Below are 14,767 nucleotides of genomic sequence, written 5' to 3' on the forward strand. Positions count from 1 at the left end.
TTGCGGTGTTTGATGAACTGGACGTGCTCGATGCCCTGGCCCGCGGTGCCGAGCAGGACGCCCCCGACGCGCCGCCCTTCCTGCGCCTCGCCCCGGACGCCCTCGAAGCCTTCACCGACTGGCGCACGGGCTTTGAGGCGGGCTTGCGGGGTGGCGATCTGTTCCCGGCCCTCGAAAGCCACCTTGCCAAGTACCGCAAGCTGGTTCCCGCCCTCGCCCTGGCCTTCCACCTGGCGGACGGGCACGCCGGCCCGGTGGGCTTCGCCTCCACCCTGCGCGCCCTGCATTGGGCCGTTTATCTCGAAAGCCATGCCCGCCGTTGCTACGGCATGGCCCACGACGGCGAGGCCGACGCGGCCCGGCGGATCGTGGAGCGGATCAAGAAGGGCGATCTGCCGCGGGATGGGTTCGGCAGCCGGGACGTGTGGCGCCGGGGATGGTCCGGCCTGGCCGATCAAAAGCGGGTCGCTTCCGGGCTTGATCTGCTCGTTGAGCTGGGGCACCTAGAGGCGTGGCAGGAACCGACCCGGACCAAGCCCCGAACGCTGTACTTCGCCAACCCCAAGGCGAACCCGCCGGCCCGGCACTGATTGCAGAAAAAACCGCCCATACGTGCCGGGCGGGCACTGCCAAAACTGTCTTTTCTCAATTTGGCAGTTTTGGCAGTGACCACGCAGGGGGGTATGAGGGAAATTTTCGGGAGTGGCACAGGCGCCACATGCCGGATTGTTGGCACGATTGACAACGCCTGTTCATGTTGGCACATTCGCCAACATGAAAGCCGAGCTGATAACCCGCTTCCGTGACATCGCCGAGGATGGAACCGGGCTTGAGATGGTCGTGTGGCGGGTGCCCGATCCGGTGCCGCCGTCCGAACACCGCTTCAAGTATCGGCTCGTCTATGTGGTGGCAGGCCGGCGTGTGGTCGGCTTCGACAACGAACGCGGCAAGGGCGATCACAAGCACGTCGGCGACGAAGAGCGGCCCTATGCCTTTGCCGGCGTTGATAGGCTGATCGATGACTTCATTCAGGAGGTGGAGCGATGGAAAAGCGAACACTAACCGTGACGATTAACCCCGACTGGCGGTCAGCCCTTCGCGCCGCCGCGGGTGCCGCCTTCGCGGCCGATGCCTACCAGGGCGAAACCCTCAACTTTGAAAGCCCCGCCGCCTTCTTTGCCCGCCTGACCGAAAACCGATGGGCCATGCTCCACGCCTTGCAGGGGGTCGGCGAGGTGGCGGTAAGGGAGCTTGCCCGCCGGCTTGAACGCGACGTGAAGCGCGTCCATGAAGATGCGGGGGTGCTGGTGGAACTCGGCCTGATCGAACGCACCGACCGGGGCGGGCTGGTGTGCCCCTTCGACGACATTCATGTGGACATGCACCTACGCCGGGCCGCGTAGATCACCCCCTTCCCTGTTCTCGACCAGACCGACGCCGGGCACGCCCCGGCGTCGTGCTTTCTGGCCCGGTGTGAACCTTTCGAGTAGATCAAAACCCTAACCTTTTGAGCCACCCCAAAAGGGGCGCTTCCTCAATAGCTCAAAACAGTTGTTTTGAGTTTTGAGCTAGGCTAACATCTGACCCATAGATTTTGAGCCAGAAGGAGGCCTGCCATGTCCGCAATCGTTGCCTACGTCCGCGTCTCTACTGACGACCAAACCTGTGAGAACCAGCGCCGCACCATCTCGACCCGCTACACCGTGGGAAAGTGGTTCTCCGATGACGGCGTATCGGGTGCGGTGGCCGCCACCCAGCGCCCGGCCATGTCCGCCCTGCTCGCCTACGTGCGCGAAGGTGACGTGGTGATCGTCGCGGCAATCGACCGTCTGGGCCGCAACACCATTGACGTGCTTTCGACGGTGGAAGCCCTGAAGGCGAAGGGCGTCTCGGTCGTCTCGATGCGGGAAGGCTTCGACCTGGCGACCCCGGCCGGCAAGCTCATGCTCACGATGCTGGCGGCGGTGGCGGAACTGGAGCGGGAAAACCTCAAGGCCCGCCAGCTCGCGGGGCTTGAGCGAGCAAGGGCCGAAGGCAAGAGCCTTGGGCGAACCAAGGCCATTGATGATGCCGCCGTGGTCGCATGGCGTGCGGAGCACTCTGCCAGCATCAAGGCGACTGCGGATCACTTCGGCATCTCAGCAGCGAGCGTAAAGCGGGCCTGCTCACTGCAAGCGGCGAGGCATACAGAATAACCGCGTCAAAACCGGGTACGGGGCCGGGTACAAACTGGCAACCGAGAGAACCCAAGAGCTGCATTTAAAGGGTTTGCGTGGCCTGACTTCCCGTCCAACGTCTAAGCAGAAAGGGCGCCCCTCGGGACGCCCTTTCTGTCATGCAAACGGGGCGCTACGGCGCCCTTTACTGTTGTTGTCTGGCCTACTCGGCCACTGCCTCTGGCTGGCGTTTGGTGACGAAGCGCGCCAGGAAGATCCCCAGTTCGTAGAGCAGGCACATGGGAATCGCCAGCATCAGCTGGGAGACCACATCCGGCGGCGTCACCACTGCGGCGATCACGAAGGCGCCGACGATCACGTAAGGCCGCGCTTCCTTCAGCTTGGCCACATCGACGATACCCATCTTGGTCAGCACGATCACGAACACCGGCACCTCGAAGGTGATGCCGAAGGCCAGGAACATGGACATCACGAAGGCCAGGTACTGCTCGATGTCCGGCGCAGGGGTGATGCTCTTGGGCGAAAACTGGGCGATGAACTTGAACACCGTCCCGAACACGAAGAAATAGCAGAAGGCCATCCCCGCCAGGAACAGGATGGTGCTCCCCACCACCAGCGGCAGGCCCAGGCGCTTTTCGTGGGCGTAGAGGCCTGGGGCGATGAAGCACCAGGCCTGGTAGAGCACGAAAGGCAGCGCGATCACGAAGGCCACCAGCAGGGTGACCTTCATCGGCACGAAGAAGGGCGTCACAACGCCCGTGGCGATCATCCGCGTGCCTTCGGGCAAAGCCTGCATCATCGGATGGGCCAGGATGTCGTAGATGTCGCCGGCCCAGGGCATCAGGCAGACGAAAACCGCCACCACCGCCACCACCGCCCGCAGCAGGCGGTCGCGTAGTTCGATGAGGTGGGAAATGAAAGTGTCTTCCTGGGCGCTCATGACTTGGGATTCTTTGAGTCAGAAGGCGGGACGAAATCGAACCCCAGCTGGGGCTCCGGGGCTGCGGGCCCGGGAGGCACGGCGGCAGGCTCGACCGGTGGCGTCGTCGCGAACGATGGCATTGGCCCGGCATGGGCGTCCGCCTCGGCAAGCTGACGGTCCAGTTGTGCCGCAGCGGTGTCGTGGGCCTCGACGGGCGCGGCTTCGGCCGACGACGTCAGGCTCTTCTCGAGATCGGCCACCGCCGACGAAGCCGACGCCACGGAGGCATTGACGCTGCTCTCGACGCCCGCGATCTCGCTGCGAACCGACGACTCGAAGGCCATCGCCGAAGTGCGAGCCTCTTCCTGCAGACGCTTGAGCTCGTCGAGCTGCATCTCGCGGTTGATGTCCGACTTCACGTCGGAGACATACCGCTGCAGACGCCCCAGAAGGTGACCCGTGGTACGCGCCACCTTGGGCAGACGCTCGGGGCCGAGCACCAGAAGGGCCACGATCCCGATGACCACGAGTTCGGAAAAACCGATATCGAACATCCGCTTCGCCTAACTTATCAAAACAACCCGGAGAGCCGGCACCAGAAACGAAAAAGGGGCGGCTGGATAGCGCCCCTTCCGCGCCGGCTGCGGGCCAGGAATCAGGACTTGCTCTTGTCCCGGGCTTCCGCGTCGATGGTCTGCTTGCCACCATCGGCGATCTTCTGGCTCGCGTCGCCCTCGGCTTCGCGCATGCCGTCCTTGAAGCCCTTGACCGCACCGCCCAGATCCTGGCCGATGTTGCGCAGCTTCTTCGTGCCAAACACGAGCATGACGATGACCAGAACAATCAGCCAATGCCAAATGCTGAAGGAACCCATTTGAATCTCCTGGAAAACTACCGTTTAAGCATCGGCCCGACCGGCTCCTGCCCGCCTACGATGTGCATGTGCACATGCATGACTTCCTGCCCGCCGACGCGGCCTGTGTTAATGATGGACCGAAAGCCGTCGGTACTTCCTTGATCGACGGCAATCTGGTTGGCCACTGCGAGCATCCGCCCCAGCACGGGGATATCTGCCTCGGTAGCGTGCGCCAGCGAGGTGATGTGCCTTTTCGGGATCACCAGCACGTGGACAGGCCGCTGCGGCTGAATATCCCGGAAAGCCAGGACTTCTTCGTCTTCATAGACTTTCGCGGCGGGAATCTCGCCGCGAACAATACGGCAGAACAGGCAATCCTGCATGGGAATCCTTACCGGTTTTCGTCAGTTTGCAGTCCGGGCCTTCTTCTCGTCGATGCCCGACACGCCTTCGCGACGGCGGAACTCGGCGAGCACGTCGTCCACCGACAAGCCGAAGTGATGCAGCAGGATCATGGTGTGGAACCACACGTCGGTGACCTCCCAGACCACATGCAGCAGATCCTTGTCCTTGGCGGCCATGATGGTTTCGGCGGCCTCTTCGGCGACCTTCTTGCAGATGGCGTCGGTGCCCTTGTGGAACAGGCCGGAAACGTAGGACGACTCGGGACTTGCGTCCTTGCGGGAAGCCAGGGTCTCGGACACCCGGTGCAGCACTTCGATATCGATCATTTGTAAATCTCCTTCGGGTCTTTCAGAACCGGATCAACGGCCTCCCAGCGGCCGTCGGCGAGGTATCTCTGGAAGAAGCAGCTGCGCCGCCCGGTGTGACAGGCAATGCCGCCCACCTGCTCGATCTTCAGAAGCACCACGTCGTTGTCGCAATCGATGCGGATCTCGCGGATCTTCTGGGTGTGGCCGGACTCCTCGCCCTTGTGCCACAGCTTGCCGCGGGATCTTGAAAAATAGACGGCCTCGCCGGTCTCGACCGTACGCGCCAGGGCGTCGCGGTTCATCCAGGCGAACATCAGCACGTCGCCGGTCTCAGCATCCTGGGCGATGGCGGGGATCAGCCCGTCCTTGTCCCAGGTGAGTTCATCCAGCCAGGCGTTGGAACCAGGCGCGGCGCTCACAGGCGCACCTCGATGCCGCGGGCGCGCATCAGTTCCTTGGCTTCGCGCACCGTGTGGTCGCCGAAGTGGAAGATGCTGGCGGCCAGTACGGCATCCGCACGGCCCAGGGTGACGCCGTCGGCGAGGTGATCGAGACTGCCCACGCCGCCGCTGGCAATGACGGGAATCGAGATCGCGTCGGACACGGCACGGGTGAGGCCGAGGTCGAAGCCGTTCTTGGTGCCGTCGCGATCCATGCTGGTGAGGAGGATCTCGCCAGCACCGAGCTCGGCCACCTTCTGCGCCCATTCGACGGCATCGAGGCCGGTGCGGTTGCGCCCGCCGTGGGTGAAGACCTCCCACTTGCCCGGCGCAACCTGCTTGGCGTCGATGGCGACCACGATGCACTGGCTGCCCACCTTGTGGGCGGCGTCGGCCACGACCTGCGGATTATTGACCGCGGCGGTGTTGATGCTGACCTTGTCGGCACCGGCATTGAGGAGGCGCCGCACGTCATCGACGGTGCGCACGCCGCCACCGACAGTGAGCGGGATGAAGACCTGCTCGGCCACCTGCTCGACCACGTGCAGGATGATGTTGCGGTCGTCGGAGCTGGCGGTGATGTCGAGGAAGGTGATCTCGTCGGCGCCCTGCTCGTCGTAGCGGCGGGCGACCTCGACCGGATCGCCGGCATCCCGCAGCTCAAGGAAATTGACGCCCTTGACCACGCGGCCGGCGTTCACATCGAGGCAGGGGATGATGCGTTTGGCGAGCATGGATCAGGCGGCCCCGTTGAGGGCGTCGGCGCGGGCCTGGGCTGCGCCGAAATCGAGGGTGCCTTCGTAGATCGCCCGGCCGGTGATGGCCCCGGCCACGCCTTCGGATTCGACGGCGCACAGGGCTTCCACGTCGGTCAGGGTGGCGATGCCGCCGCTGGCGATGACGGGGATGCGCAGGGCCTGGGCGAGCTTGACGGTGGCTTCGATGTTCACGCCGGAGAGCATGCCGTCACGGCCGATGTCGGTGTAGATCACGCCTTCGACACCGTAGTCCTCGAACTTCTTGGCGAGGTCGACGACATCGTGGCCGGTGAGCTTGGACCAACCATCCACCGCAACCTTGCCATCCTTCGCGTCGAGGCCGACGATGATGTGGCCGGCGAAGGCGCTGCAGGCGTCGTGCAGGAAGCCCGGGTTCTTGACCGCGGCGGTGCCGATGATCACGTAGGTGAGGCCCGCGTCGAGATAGCGCTCGATGGTATCGAGGTCGCGGATGCCGCCGCCCAGCTGGACGGGGATCTCGTCGCCGACTTCCTCGAGGATGGCCTTGATGGCGGCTTCGTTCTTCGGCTTGCCGGCAAAGGCGCCGTTGAGGTCCACCAGATGCAGGCGCCGGGCGCCCTGCTCGACCCAGTGACGGGCCATGGCACGCGGGTCTTCGGAGAAGACCGTGGCGGCATCCATTTCGCCTTGCTTAAGGCGCACGCAGTGACCGTCCTTGAGGTCGATGGCGGGAATCAGCAGCATAGGAAGAAGTGCGGTAAGGGAGGGAACGGAACGACGGGATGGATTTGGCTACCCATGGGGAGCGATTCAGGGCTTCCAGGACATGAAGTTGGACAGCAGCTGCAGACCTGCCTGGGCGCTCTTTTCCGGGTGGAACTGGATGGCGAAGATATTAGCCTGCGCTACCGCCCCGGTAAAGGGGATGCCGTAGTCGGTGGTCGCGGCGACGATGGCCGGATCGGCGGGATCGACGTAGTAGCTGTGCACATAGTAGAAGCGCGCGCCGTCGGGGATGCCGGCCCACAGGGGGTGAGCCTGCTTCTGCCAGACTTCGTTCCAGCCCATGTGGGGCACCTTCAGGCGGGCGCCATCGGCAGCCACCATCTTGTCGGCAGGAAAGCGCCGCACTTCGCCCTTGAAGATGCCGAGGCCGGGCACGTTGCCCTCTTCGCTGTGATCGAAGAGCATCTGCTGACCGATGCAGATGCCCAGGAAAGGCTTGTTCCGCGCGGCTTCGAGCACGGCCGGACGCAGGTTGCGGGCGTCGAGCTCGCGCATGCAGTCGGGCATCGCGCCCTGGCCGGGGAAGACGACGCGATCCGCCGACAGCACTTCAGCCGGATCGGCGGTGACGACGACGGTGGCAGCGGTGGCGACGTGCTCGATGGCCTTGGCCACCGAACGCAGGTTGCCCATGCCGTAATCGATGATGGCGACCTTGCTCATCACAGGGCCCCCTTGGTGGACGGCACCACGCCGGCCTGGCGCGGATCGGGCGTCACCGCCATGCGCAGCGCGCGGCCGAAGGCCTTGAAGGCGGTCTCGCACTGGTGGTGCGCGTTGCGGCCCTTGAGGTTGTCGATGTGCAGGCTGACGCCGGCGTGATTGACGAAGCCCTGGAAGAATTCATACACCAGCTGGGTGTCGAGGGCACCGATCATCGCGGCAGTAAAGGGAATGTCGAATTCGAGGCCCGGGCGGCCGGACAGATCGACCACCACGCGGGAGAGGGCTTCATCGAGCGGCACGTAGGCGTGGCCGTAGCGGGTCAGGCCCTTCTTGTCGCCGACCGCCTTCGCAAAGGCCTGGCCGAGGGTGATGCCCACGTCTTCCACGGTGTGATGGCCGTCGATGTGCAGGTCGCCGACGGATTCGATCTCGAGATCGAAGGCGCCGTGACGGGCGATCTGGTCGAGCATGTGGTCGAAGAAACCGATGCCGGTGTTGAGCTGGCTGTTGCCCGAACCGTCCAGGTTGATCTTGACCCGGATCTTGGTCTCGAGGGTGTCGCGGGAGATTTCGGCTTGCCGCATTGGGGGTTTTCCAGGAGAAACGGTCGAAACGAGGTAATGAGAACGGCCATGATAGCATTTAGCGTTTTCACCGTCCCTTGCGGCGCAAACCGCCGCCCGAGTCGATCGCCATGAGCCGCTTCTGGAGCCCCGTCGTTCACGGCCTGACCCCGTATGTTCCGGGCGAGCAGCCCAAGCTCGCCAACCTGGTCAAGCTCAACACCAACGAAAACCCCTACCCGCCCAGCCCCCGCGTGCTGGCCGCGATCCACGCAGAACTCGGCGCCGATGCCGACCGCCTGAAGCTCTACCCCGACCCCCTCGGGAGCCAGCTCAAGGCCGCCGTCGCCCGCCACTTCGACGTGCCGGCCGAATGGGTGTTCGTGGGCAACAGCTCCGACGAGGTGCTGGCCCACACCTTCCAGGCGCTGCTCAAGCACGACAAGCCGCTGCTCTTCCCGGACATCACCTACAGCTTCTACCCGGTGTACTGCGGGCTGTACGGCATCGACTACCGCGTCGTGCCGCTCGCCGACGACTTCTCGATCCGCGTCGATGATTACCTCGCGGGCGACGCCGGCGCAGTGATCTTCCCGAACCCCAACGCCCCCACCGGCCGTCTGCTGCCGCTGGCCGAGGTCGAGCGCCTCGCCGCCGCGCTGCCGGACGCGCCCATCGTGATCGACGAGGCCTACGTGGACTTCGGTGGGCTCGACGCAATCCCCACGGCGGTGGCGCTGGTGCGCCGCTTCCCGAACGTTCTGGTCACGCAGACGCTCTCCAAGTCGCGCTCGCTGGCGGGCCTGCGGGTGGGCTTTGCGATCGGCCAGCCCGAGCTGATCGAGGCCCTCACCCGGGTCAAGGACAGCTTCAACTCCTATCCGCTCGATCGCCTCGCCCTGGTGGGCGCCAGCGCCGCGATGGACGACGAGGTGTGGTTCGACGAAACCCGCCGCAAGGTGATCGCCAGCCGCGAGCGCCTCGCTGCCGATCTGGCCGCGCTGGGCTTCGAGGTACTGCCGTCGGCCGCCAACTTCGTGTTTGCCCACCACCCGGGCCACGACGCCGCCGCGCTGTCGGCCCGCCTGCGGGAGCGCAGCATCATCGTGCGCCACTTCAAGGCGGCGCGGATCGACCAGTTCCTGCGTATCACCGTGGGCACGGATGAACAGTGCGATCTGCTGGTGGCGGCGCTGAAGGACATCCTCGGCTGATTTTTGGGACCTTCAGATGGCAAAAAGCCGCGTCCGTGGACGCGGCTTTTTGTTGGGCGCAACCTGAGAGGGATTTAGCCCTTCAGGCGCATCTCCGCCGAGCGGGCGTGGGCCTGCAGGCCTTCGCCGTGAGCGAGGATGGACGCGACCTTGCCCAGGGTCTGGGCGCCGACTTCGGACACTTCGATGAGGCTGGTGCGCTTCTGGAAGTCATACACGCCCAGCGGGCTCGAGAAGCGCGCGCTGCGCATGGTCGGCAGCACGTGGTTGGGGCCGGCGCAGTAGTCGCCCAGCGCCTCGACCGAGTGGTGGCCGATGAAGATGGCGCCAGCGTGGCGGATTTTCTCGACCCACGGGCCGGGCTCCGCCAGCGACAGCTCCAGGTGTTCCGGGGCGATCCGGTTGGCGATCTCGCAGGCTTCGGCCAGATCACGCACCAGCACCAGCGCACCACGGTTCTTGAGCGACGTGGCGATGGTTTCGCGGCGCGGCATCTCGGGCAGCAGCTTCGCAATGCTGGCTTCGACGCGGCCGATGAAGGCCTCGTCGGTGCACAGCAGGATGGACTGGGCAAGCTCGTCGTGCTCGGCCTGGGCGAAGAGATCCATCGCCACCCAGTCCGGATTGCCGGAACCGTCGGAGATCACCAGCACTTCAGACGGGCCCGCCACCATGTCGATGCCGACGGTGCCGAACACCCGGCGCTTGGCGCTGGCCACATAGGCGTTGCCGGGGCCGACGATCTTGTCCACCTGCGGGATGGTCTGGGTGCCGTAGGCCAGCGCAGCCACGGCCTGGGCGCCGCCGATGGTGAACACGCGATCAACGCCGGTGATCGCCGCGGCGGCCAGCACCAGCGGGTTCTTCTCGCCACGCGGGGTGGGCACGACCATGATCAGCTCGCCCACGCCGGCCACCTTGGCGGGAATGGCGTTCATCAGCACCGAGCTGGGATAGGACGCGCGGCCGCCCGGCACGTACAGGCCGACGCGATCCAGCGGGTTGACCTGCTGGCCGAGACGGGTGCCGCGCATGGCGTCGCTGTCTTCGGTGTAGCTCCAGGATTCGAGGCGCTGGCGCTCATGGTAAAGGCGCACGCGCTCCGCGGCGGATTCGAGCGCGGCGCGCTGCTCGGCGGGCAGGCCGGCCAGCGCCGCGTCGAGCTCGGCGCGGGGCAGTTCGAGCGCGGCCATGTCGGCCACGTCGAGGTGATCGAAGCGACGGGTGAATTCGACCACCGCCGCGTCGCCGTCCTTGCGCACGGCGGCGAGGATGTCGGCAACGGCCTGTTCGATGGCCGCATCGGTGCTGCCTTCGAAGGCCAGCAGGGCGTCGAGGGTGGCGGCAAAGCCGGGTTCGGCGGACGAAAGGCGGCGGATCTGCTCGCTCATGGCTTGATGGCTCCGGCAAAGGCTTCCAGCACGGGCTGGATGAGTTCGCGTTTCAGCTTGAGGGAGGCCTGATTGACCACCAGCCGGGAGCTGATGGGCATGATGTCCTCGACCTCGACCAGGTTGTTGGCCTTGAGGGTGCCGCCGGTGGAGACCAGATCGACGATCGCGTCGGCGAGGCCGACCAGCGGCGCGAGTTCCATCGAGCCGTAGAGCTTGATGAGATCCACGTGCATGCCCTTGGCGGCAAAGTGCGCCTTGGCGGCATTGACGTACTTGGTGGCCACGCGGATGCGCGCGCCGCGCTTGACCGCCGCGGCGTAGTCGAACTCCTTGGGCACCGCCACGCACAGCCGGCACTTGGCGATGTTCAAGTCCAGCGGCTGGTACAGGCCGGCGCCGCCATGCTCGATCAGCACGTCCTTGCCGGCGATGCCGAGGTCGGCGGCGCCGTACTGGACGTAGGTCGGCGTGTCGGTGGCGCGCACGATGACGAGGCGCACGTCCGGCCGGTTGGTGCCGATGATGAGCTTGCGCGACGTCTCGGGGTTGTCGGTCGGCGTGATCCCTGCGGCGGCGAGCAGCGGCAGGGTTTCTTCGAAGATTCGGCCCTTCGAAAGGGCAAGCGTGATGCCGTTCAAGGTGATGATCTGTCTGAGCAAAAAGTGATTTTAGCCGATCGCGGGGGTGGCCGTCAGTCGGCCGCCGTTACCGCAGCGCCGGCAAGCCCTGCGGGCACCGGCAGATCGAAGCGGACAAAGGCCTCGGCGGGGCTGCGGGCCTTGAGCAGCCGCTCCTGCACCGCCGCCGGCGACAACTCGCCTTCGGGCAGCGCGGCGGCAAAGGCCTCGGCCAGCGCCGGGTCGTCGTGGAACTTGCGGAACATCCCCGCCAGTTGATGCCGGTCACAGGGGCCGAGTTCCATCCGGAAGTCGATCCGGCCCGATCGCACCAGCGCCTCGTCGAGGGTTTCCGGGTGGTTGGTGGTCATGAAGACCACCGAGCCCTCGTGAGCCGCCACGCCATCCAGCGCGTTGAGGAAGCCCGAGAAAGACAGCCTGACCTGCTGGCTCTGCTGTTCGCGCTGGCGGAAGAAGGCGTCCACGTCTTCAATCAGGATGATCGAGCGCGGCGGCACACTGGCCAGCAGGCTGCCGATCTTGTCGTCGGTGATCCCCGACGCGGCCAGCGACAGGCTGCACACGTTGAGGCGCATCTCGGAGGCCAGCGCGGTGACCAGCGACGTCTTGCCGGTGCCCGGGGCGCCATACAGCAAGTAGCCGCGCCGCCAGGGAATGCCCAGGTCGTCGTAGCGGGCCTTGTCGGCGAAGAAGCGGCCCAGGTCGGCCAGGATCTGCTCGGTCTGCCCGGCCTTGAGGACGATGGACGCCAGCTGGCGGTTGTTGCCCAGCCGCGCCCGCGACCAGTCGCCGTGGGTGTAGGGGTTGGGGATGTAGATCGCGATCTTGTCGAGTTCGCGGGCGACGCGCTCTTCGATGGCGGCGTGGATGAAGGCTTCCAGCACCGACTTGTCGCGCCCGAAGCACGACAGGGTGATCTTCTCGAAGATCGTCTGGCCGACGCTCACCTCGCGCTTCATCCACATCAGCCGGCCGTCCAGCCAGAAGATGTGGAAACCCTCGGCCGGCGACAAAAAGGCCCGCGGGCGCACGCCCTGGCGCAGGTCGTCGGAGAAGCTCTGGTAGGCGTCGGAATCCTTCACCGCGCGCACGGTGAACTGGTTGATCCGGCGCAGCACGTCGCGGGCGTGCATGTATTCGACGACGGTCGGGAAGAGGATCTCGTCCCGGTTGTCGACGGTGACGGTGGAGACGATGTAGCGGCTGAGGAAGACCGCCGTGGCGGGCAGCGCATCCTTCAGCCAGTAGGCCACCGCCCCCAGCAGGCCCAGGGCGAGCCCGCCGGAGAACACAGGGTTGCTGCCCGCCAGCGAAACGATCCACGCTTCCACGGCGGGCAGGCCGGTCAGCTCAGGCGGCGGACGTTGGCGCCCAGCGCCGCGAGCTTGGCTTCGAGCTTCTCGTAGCCGCGATCCAGGTGGTAGATGCGCTCGACCGTGGTTTCACCTTCGGCCACCAGGCCGGCGATGATCAGGCTGGCGGAAGCGCGCAGATCGGTCGCCATCACGGTGGCGCCCTGCAGGCGCGGCACGCCCTTCACGAAGGCGGTGTTGCCGTCGATCTTGATGTCGGCGCCCAGGCGCTGCAGCTCGACCGCGTGCATGAAGCGGTTTTCGAAGATGGTCTCGCGAATCACCGCCGTGCCGTCGGCCACCGCATTGAGGGCCATGAACTGGGCCTGCATGTCGGTGGGGAAAGCCGGATACGGGGCGGTGCGCAGGCTCACGGCGTTGAGGCGCGCCGGGGCGGTGAGGCGGATCGCATCGCGCTCGGTGACGATCTCGCAGCCGGCATCCATCAGCTTGTCGATGACGGCGTCGAGGTAGCTGCCGGAGGTTTGCGTGAGGCGCACTTCACCGCCAGTGACGGCCGCGGCGCACAGGTAGGTGCCGGTCTCGATGCGGTCGGGCATCACCCGGTAGGTGGCGCCGTGCAGGGCCTTCACGCCGCGGATGCGGATCACGTCGCCGCCGGCGCCGGAGATCTGGGCGCCCATCGCCACCAGACAGTTGGCCAGGTCGACGACTTCGGGTTCGCGGGCGGCGTTCTCGATGACGGTCTCGCCATCGGCCAGACAGGCGGCCATCATCAGATTTTCGGTGCCGGTGACGGTGACCATGTCGGTGAACAGGCGGGCGCCCTTGAGGCGCGGCACCTTGGCGTGCACGTAGCCGTGCTCGACCTTCACCTCGGCGCCCATGGCCTGCAGGCCCTTGATGTGTTGATCCACCGGACGGGCGCCGATCGCGCAGCCGCCGGGCAGGCTCACGCGGGCCTCGCCGAAGCGCGCCACCAGCGGGCCGAGCACGAGGATCGAGGCGCGCATGGTCTTGACCATCTCGTAGGAGGCGACCGGGTTGTTCACGCCGGCCGCATCGAGGGTGACGGTGTCGCCATCGCGGGTGACCTTGACGCCCATCTGCTCGAGCAGGCGCAGCAGCGTGCCGATGTCGTTGAGGCGCGGCACGTTGGTGAAGGTGACCGGCTCGGTGGTCAGCAGGGCAGCGCAGAGGATCGGCAGGGCGGCGTTCTTGGCGCCGGAAATGGCGATCTCGCCGGACAGGCGGGCGCCGCCGGCAATCAAAAGTTTATCCATCGACAGTCCGGGCGATCAGCCCAGTTCCTTCTGAAATTCGGCCCATTGGGCGGGGGTGTAGGTGTTGAGCTGGAGGGCGTGGATCTCGTTGCCCATCAGCTTGCCGAGGGTGGCATAGACCGCCTGGTGCTGGCGGACCTTGGGCTTGCCCTCGAAAACCTTGCTCACGACGATGCCGGAGAAGTGAACCCCGTCATCGCCTTCGATCTGCAGGAAGTCGCAGTCGAGGCCGGCAACGATCAGGCGTTCGATTTCGCGTGCGTCAAACATCTTTTGATCCTTGGAGAAACTCAGGCGCGCAGCTTGTAACCGCGGGCAAGCATCTGCAGGGTGACGACTGCGAGCACGACGAAGCAGGCGGTCACGACACTGATGCTGGTCCACGGCGACACGTCGGAGGCGCCGAAAAAGCCGTAGCGAAAACCGTCAATCATGAAGAAAAACGGATTGAAATGCGACACCCCCTGCCAGAAAGCCGGCAGGGAATGAATCGAGTAAAAAACGCCGGAGAGCATGGTCAGCGGCATGATCAGGAAATTCTGGAAGGCCGCGAGCTGGTCGAACTTGTCGGCCCAGATGCCGGCGATCACTCCCAGGCTGCCGAGGAAGGCGCCGCCCAGCAGGGTGAAGGCGATGATCCAGCCCGGCTGGGCGATGTTGAACGACACGAAGGGCAGCGACACCGCCAGCACCCCGACACCACAGGCTGCGCCACGCAGCACGGCGGCGATCACGTAGGCGGCGTAGAACTCCCGGTAGGAGATCGGCGGCAGCAGCACGAACACGATGTTGCCGGTGATCTTGCTCTGGATAAGGGACGACGAGCTGTTGGCGAAGGCGTTCTGGAGCACCGTCATCATCACCAGGCCCGGCACCAGAAAGGCCGTGTAGCTGACGCCAGGGAAAGGCTGGACGTGGTCTTCCAGCACGTGCCCGAAGATCAGCAGGTAGAGCACCGCGGTGAGCACTGGCGACAGCACGGTCTGGAAACCGACCTTCCAGAATCGCAGGCACTCCTTGTAGAGCAGGGTCTTGAAACCTTCCATGGGGTCGTCGGCTCGC

The 14,767-nt window shown here is 65.5% G+C and carries 21 protein-coding genes; 5 read left to right on the forward strand and 16 right to left on the reverse strand.

The features are described from left to right. The 4 genes from GH681_RS15265 to GH681_RS15280 form a co-directional block, all read left to right on the forward strand. A partial coding sequence (locus GH681_RS15265) for a DUF3987 domain-containing protein (RefSeq protein ID WP_153162359.1) occupies positions 1–590 on the forward strand: 590 nt, incomplete at its 5' end. Positions 591–774: 184 nt separating this feature from the next. Then, a complete protein-coding gene (locus GH681_RS15270; RefSeq protein WP_153162360.1) occupies positions 775–1,062 on the forward strand; it encodes a DUF6516 family protein in 288 nt (95 codons plus the stop codon). 2 nt (positions 1,063–1,064) lie between these two features. Continuing rightward, positions 1,065–1,403, forward strand: a complete 339-nt coding sequence (locus GH681_RS15275; RefSeq protein WP_228111927.1) for a hypothetical protein — start codon at positions 1,065–1,067, stop codon at positions 1,401–1,403. Between the two features lie 213 nt (positions 1,404–1,616). Next, complete coding sequence (locus GH681_RS15280) at positions 1,617–2,195, forward strand: recombinase family protein (protein ID WP_153162362.1); 579 nt, start codon at positions 1,617–1,619, stop codon at positions 2,193–2,195. 184 nt (positions 2,196–2,379) lie between these two features. Here the strand turns inward: GH681_RS15280 and tatC are convergent, their stop codons facing one another. The 10 genes from tatC to hisB form a co-directional block, all read right to left on the reverse strand. Next, positions 2,380–3,117, reverse strand: coding sequence for a twin-arginine translocase subunit TatC (gene tatC / locus GH681_RS15285; protein ID WP_153162363.1), 738 nt, complete (start codon positions 3,115–3,117; stop codon positions 2,380–2,382). Beyond that, the gene (tatB, locus tag GH681_RS15290) at positions 3,114–3,653 is read right to left on the reverse strand and encodes a Sec-independent protein translocase protein TatB (RefSeq protein WP_153162364.1); all 540 of its coding nucleotides are present in this window, start codon (positions 3,651–3,653) and stop codon (positions 3,114–3,116) included. Before tatB ends, tatC begins: the two co-directional genes overlap by 4 nt. A 101-nt stretch (positions 3,654–3,754) precedes the next feature. Continuing rightward, positions 3,755–3,973, reverse strand: coding sequence for a Sec-independent protein translocase subunit TatA (gene tatA / locus GH681_RS15295; RefSeq protein ID WP_153162365.1), 219 nt, complete (start codon positions 3,971–3,973; stop codon positions 3,755–3,757). Between the two features lie 17 nt (positions 3,974–3,990). After that, entirely contained in the window at positions 3,991–4,338 is a 348-nt protein-coding gene (locus GH681_RS15300) for a histidine triad nucleotide-binding protein (RefSeq protein ID WP_153162366.1), read from the reverse strand. A 21-nt stretch (positions 4,339–4,359) separates the two neighbouring features. Next, positions 4,360–4,686 carry a phosphoribosyl-ATP diphosphatase gene (locus tag GH681_RS15305; RefSeq protein WP_153162367.1) on the reverse strand — a complete coding sequence of 109 codons (327 nt, stop codon included), beginning with the start codon at positions 4,684–4,686 and terminating at the stop codon, positions 4,360–4,362. Next, a complete protein-coding gene (gene hisI, locus GH681_RS15310; RefSeq protein WP_153162368.1) occupies positions 4,683–5,087 on the reverse strand; it encodes a phosphoribosyl-AMP cyclohydrolase in 405 nt (134 codons plus the stop codon). Before hisI ends, GH681_RS15305 begins: the two co-directional genes overlap by 4 nt. Further along, positions 5,084–5,842, reverse strand: a complete 759-nt coding sequence (hisF, locus tag GH681_RS15315; protein ID WP_153162369.1) for an imidazole glycerol phosphate synthase subunit HisF — start codon at positions 5,840–5,842, stop codon at positions 5,084–5,086. The genes hisI and hisF overlap by 4 nt, the downstream gene beginning before the upstream one ends. Before the next feature lie 3 nt (positions 5,843–5,845). Then, positions 5,846–6,592, reverse strand: coding sequence for a 1-(5-phosphoribosyl)-5-[(5-phosphoribosylamino)methylideneamino]imidazole-4-carboxamide isomerase (hisA, locus tag GH681_RS15320; RefSeq protein ID WP_153162370.1), 747 nt, complete (start codon positions 6,590–6,592; stop codon positions 5,846–5,848). A gap of 66 nt (positions 6,593–6,658) precedes the next feature. Further along, on the reverse strand, positions 6,659–7,297 hold the full coding sequence (gene hisH, locus GH681_RS15325) for an imidazole glycerol phosphate synthase subunit HisH (protein WP_153162371.1): 639 nt from the start codon (positions 7,295–7,297) through the stop codon (positions 6,659–6,661). Next, a complete protein-coding gene (gene hisB, locus GH681_RS15330; protein ID WP_153162372.1) occupies positions 7,297–7,884 on the reverse strand; it encodes an imidazoleglycerol-phosphate dehydratase HisB in 588 nt (195 codons plus the stop codon). The genes hisH and hisB overlap by 1 nt, the downstream gene beginning before the upstream one ends. A gap of 110 nt (positions 7,885–7,994) precedes the next feature. Here hisB and hisC point away from each other — a divergent pair, with 110 nt between their 5' ends. Continuing rightward, complete coding sequence (gene hisC / locus GH681_RS15335) at positions 7,995–9,077, forward strand: histidinol-phosphate transaminase (protein WP_153162373.1); 1,083 nt, start codon at positions 7,995–7,997, stop codon at positions 9,075–9,077. 74 nt (positions 9,078–9,151) lie between these two features. Here hisC and hisD read toward each other — a convergent pair whose 3' ends face one another. The 6 genes from hisD to GH681_RS15365 are packed head-to-tail and all read right to left on the reverse strand — an operon-like array spanning position 9,152 to position 14,751. Then, on the reverse strand, positions 9,152–10,468 hold the full coding sequence (gene hisD, locus GH681_RS15340) for a histidinol dehydrogenase (protein WP_153162374.1): 1,317 nt from the start codon (positions 10,466–10,468) through the stop codon (positions 9,152–9,154). Beyond that, entirely contained in the window at positions 10,465–11,109 is a 645-nt protein-coding gene (gene hisG, locus GH681_RS15345) for an ATP phosphoribosyltransferase (RefSeq protein WP_153162375.1), read from the reverse strand. The genes hisD and hisG overlap by 4 nt, the downstream gene beginning before the upstream one ends. Before the next feature lie 53 nt (positions 11,110–11,162). Next, positions 11,163–12,440 (reverse strand): AAA family ATPase, encoded by a 1,278-nt coding sequence (locus tag GH681_RS15350; protein ID WP_153162376.1) that lies wholly within the window; start codon positions 12,438–12,440, stop codon positions 11,163–11,165. 14 nt (positions 12,441–12,454) lie between these two features. Then, entirely contained in the window at positions 12,455–13,705 is a 1,251-nt protein-coding gene (gene murA, locus GH681_RS15355) for a UDP-N-acetylglucosamine 1-carboxyvinyltransferase (protein WP_153162377.1), read from the reverse strand. A gap of 15 nt (positions 13,706–13,720) precedes the next feature. Beyond that, positions 13,721–13,975 carry a BolA family protein gene (locus tag GH681_RS15360; protein ID WP_153162378.1) on the reverse strand — a complete coding sequence of 85 codons (255 nt, stop codon included), beginning with the start codon at positions 13,973–13,975 and terminating at the stop codon, positions 13,721–13,723. A gap of 20 nt (positions 13,976–13,995) precedes the next feature. Beyond that, on the reverse strand, positions 13,996–14,751 hold the full coding sequence (locus GH681_RS15365; protein WP_153162379.1) for an ABC transporter permease: 756 nt from the start codon (positions 14,749–14,751) through the stop codon (positions 13,996–13,998). Positions 14,752–14,767 lie beyond the last annotated feature (16 nt).

The sequence above is a fragment of the Zoogloea sp. 1C4 genome (assembly GCF_009469605.1).
Classification (GTDB): Bacteria; Pseudomonadota; Gammaproteobacteria; order Burkholderiales; family Rhodocyclaceae; genus Zoogloea; species Zoogloea oryzae.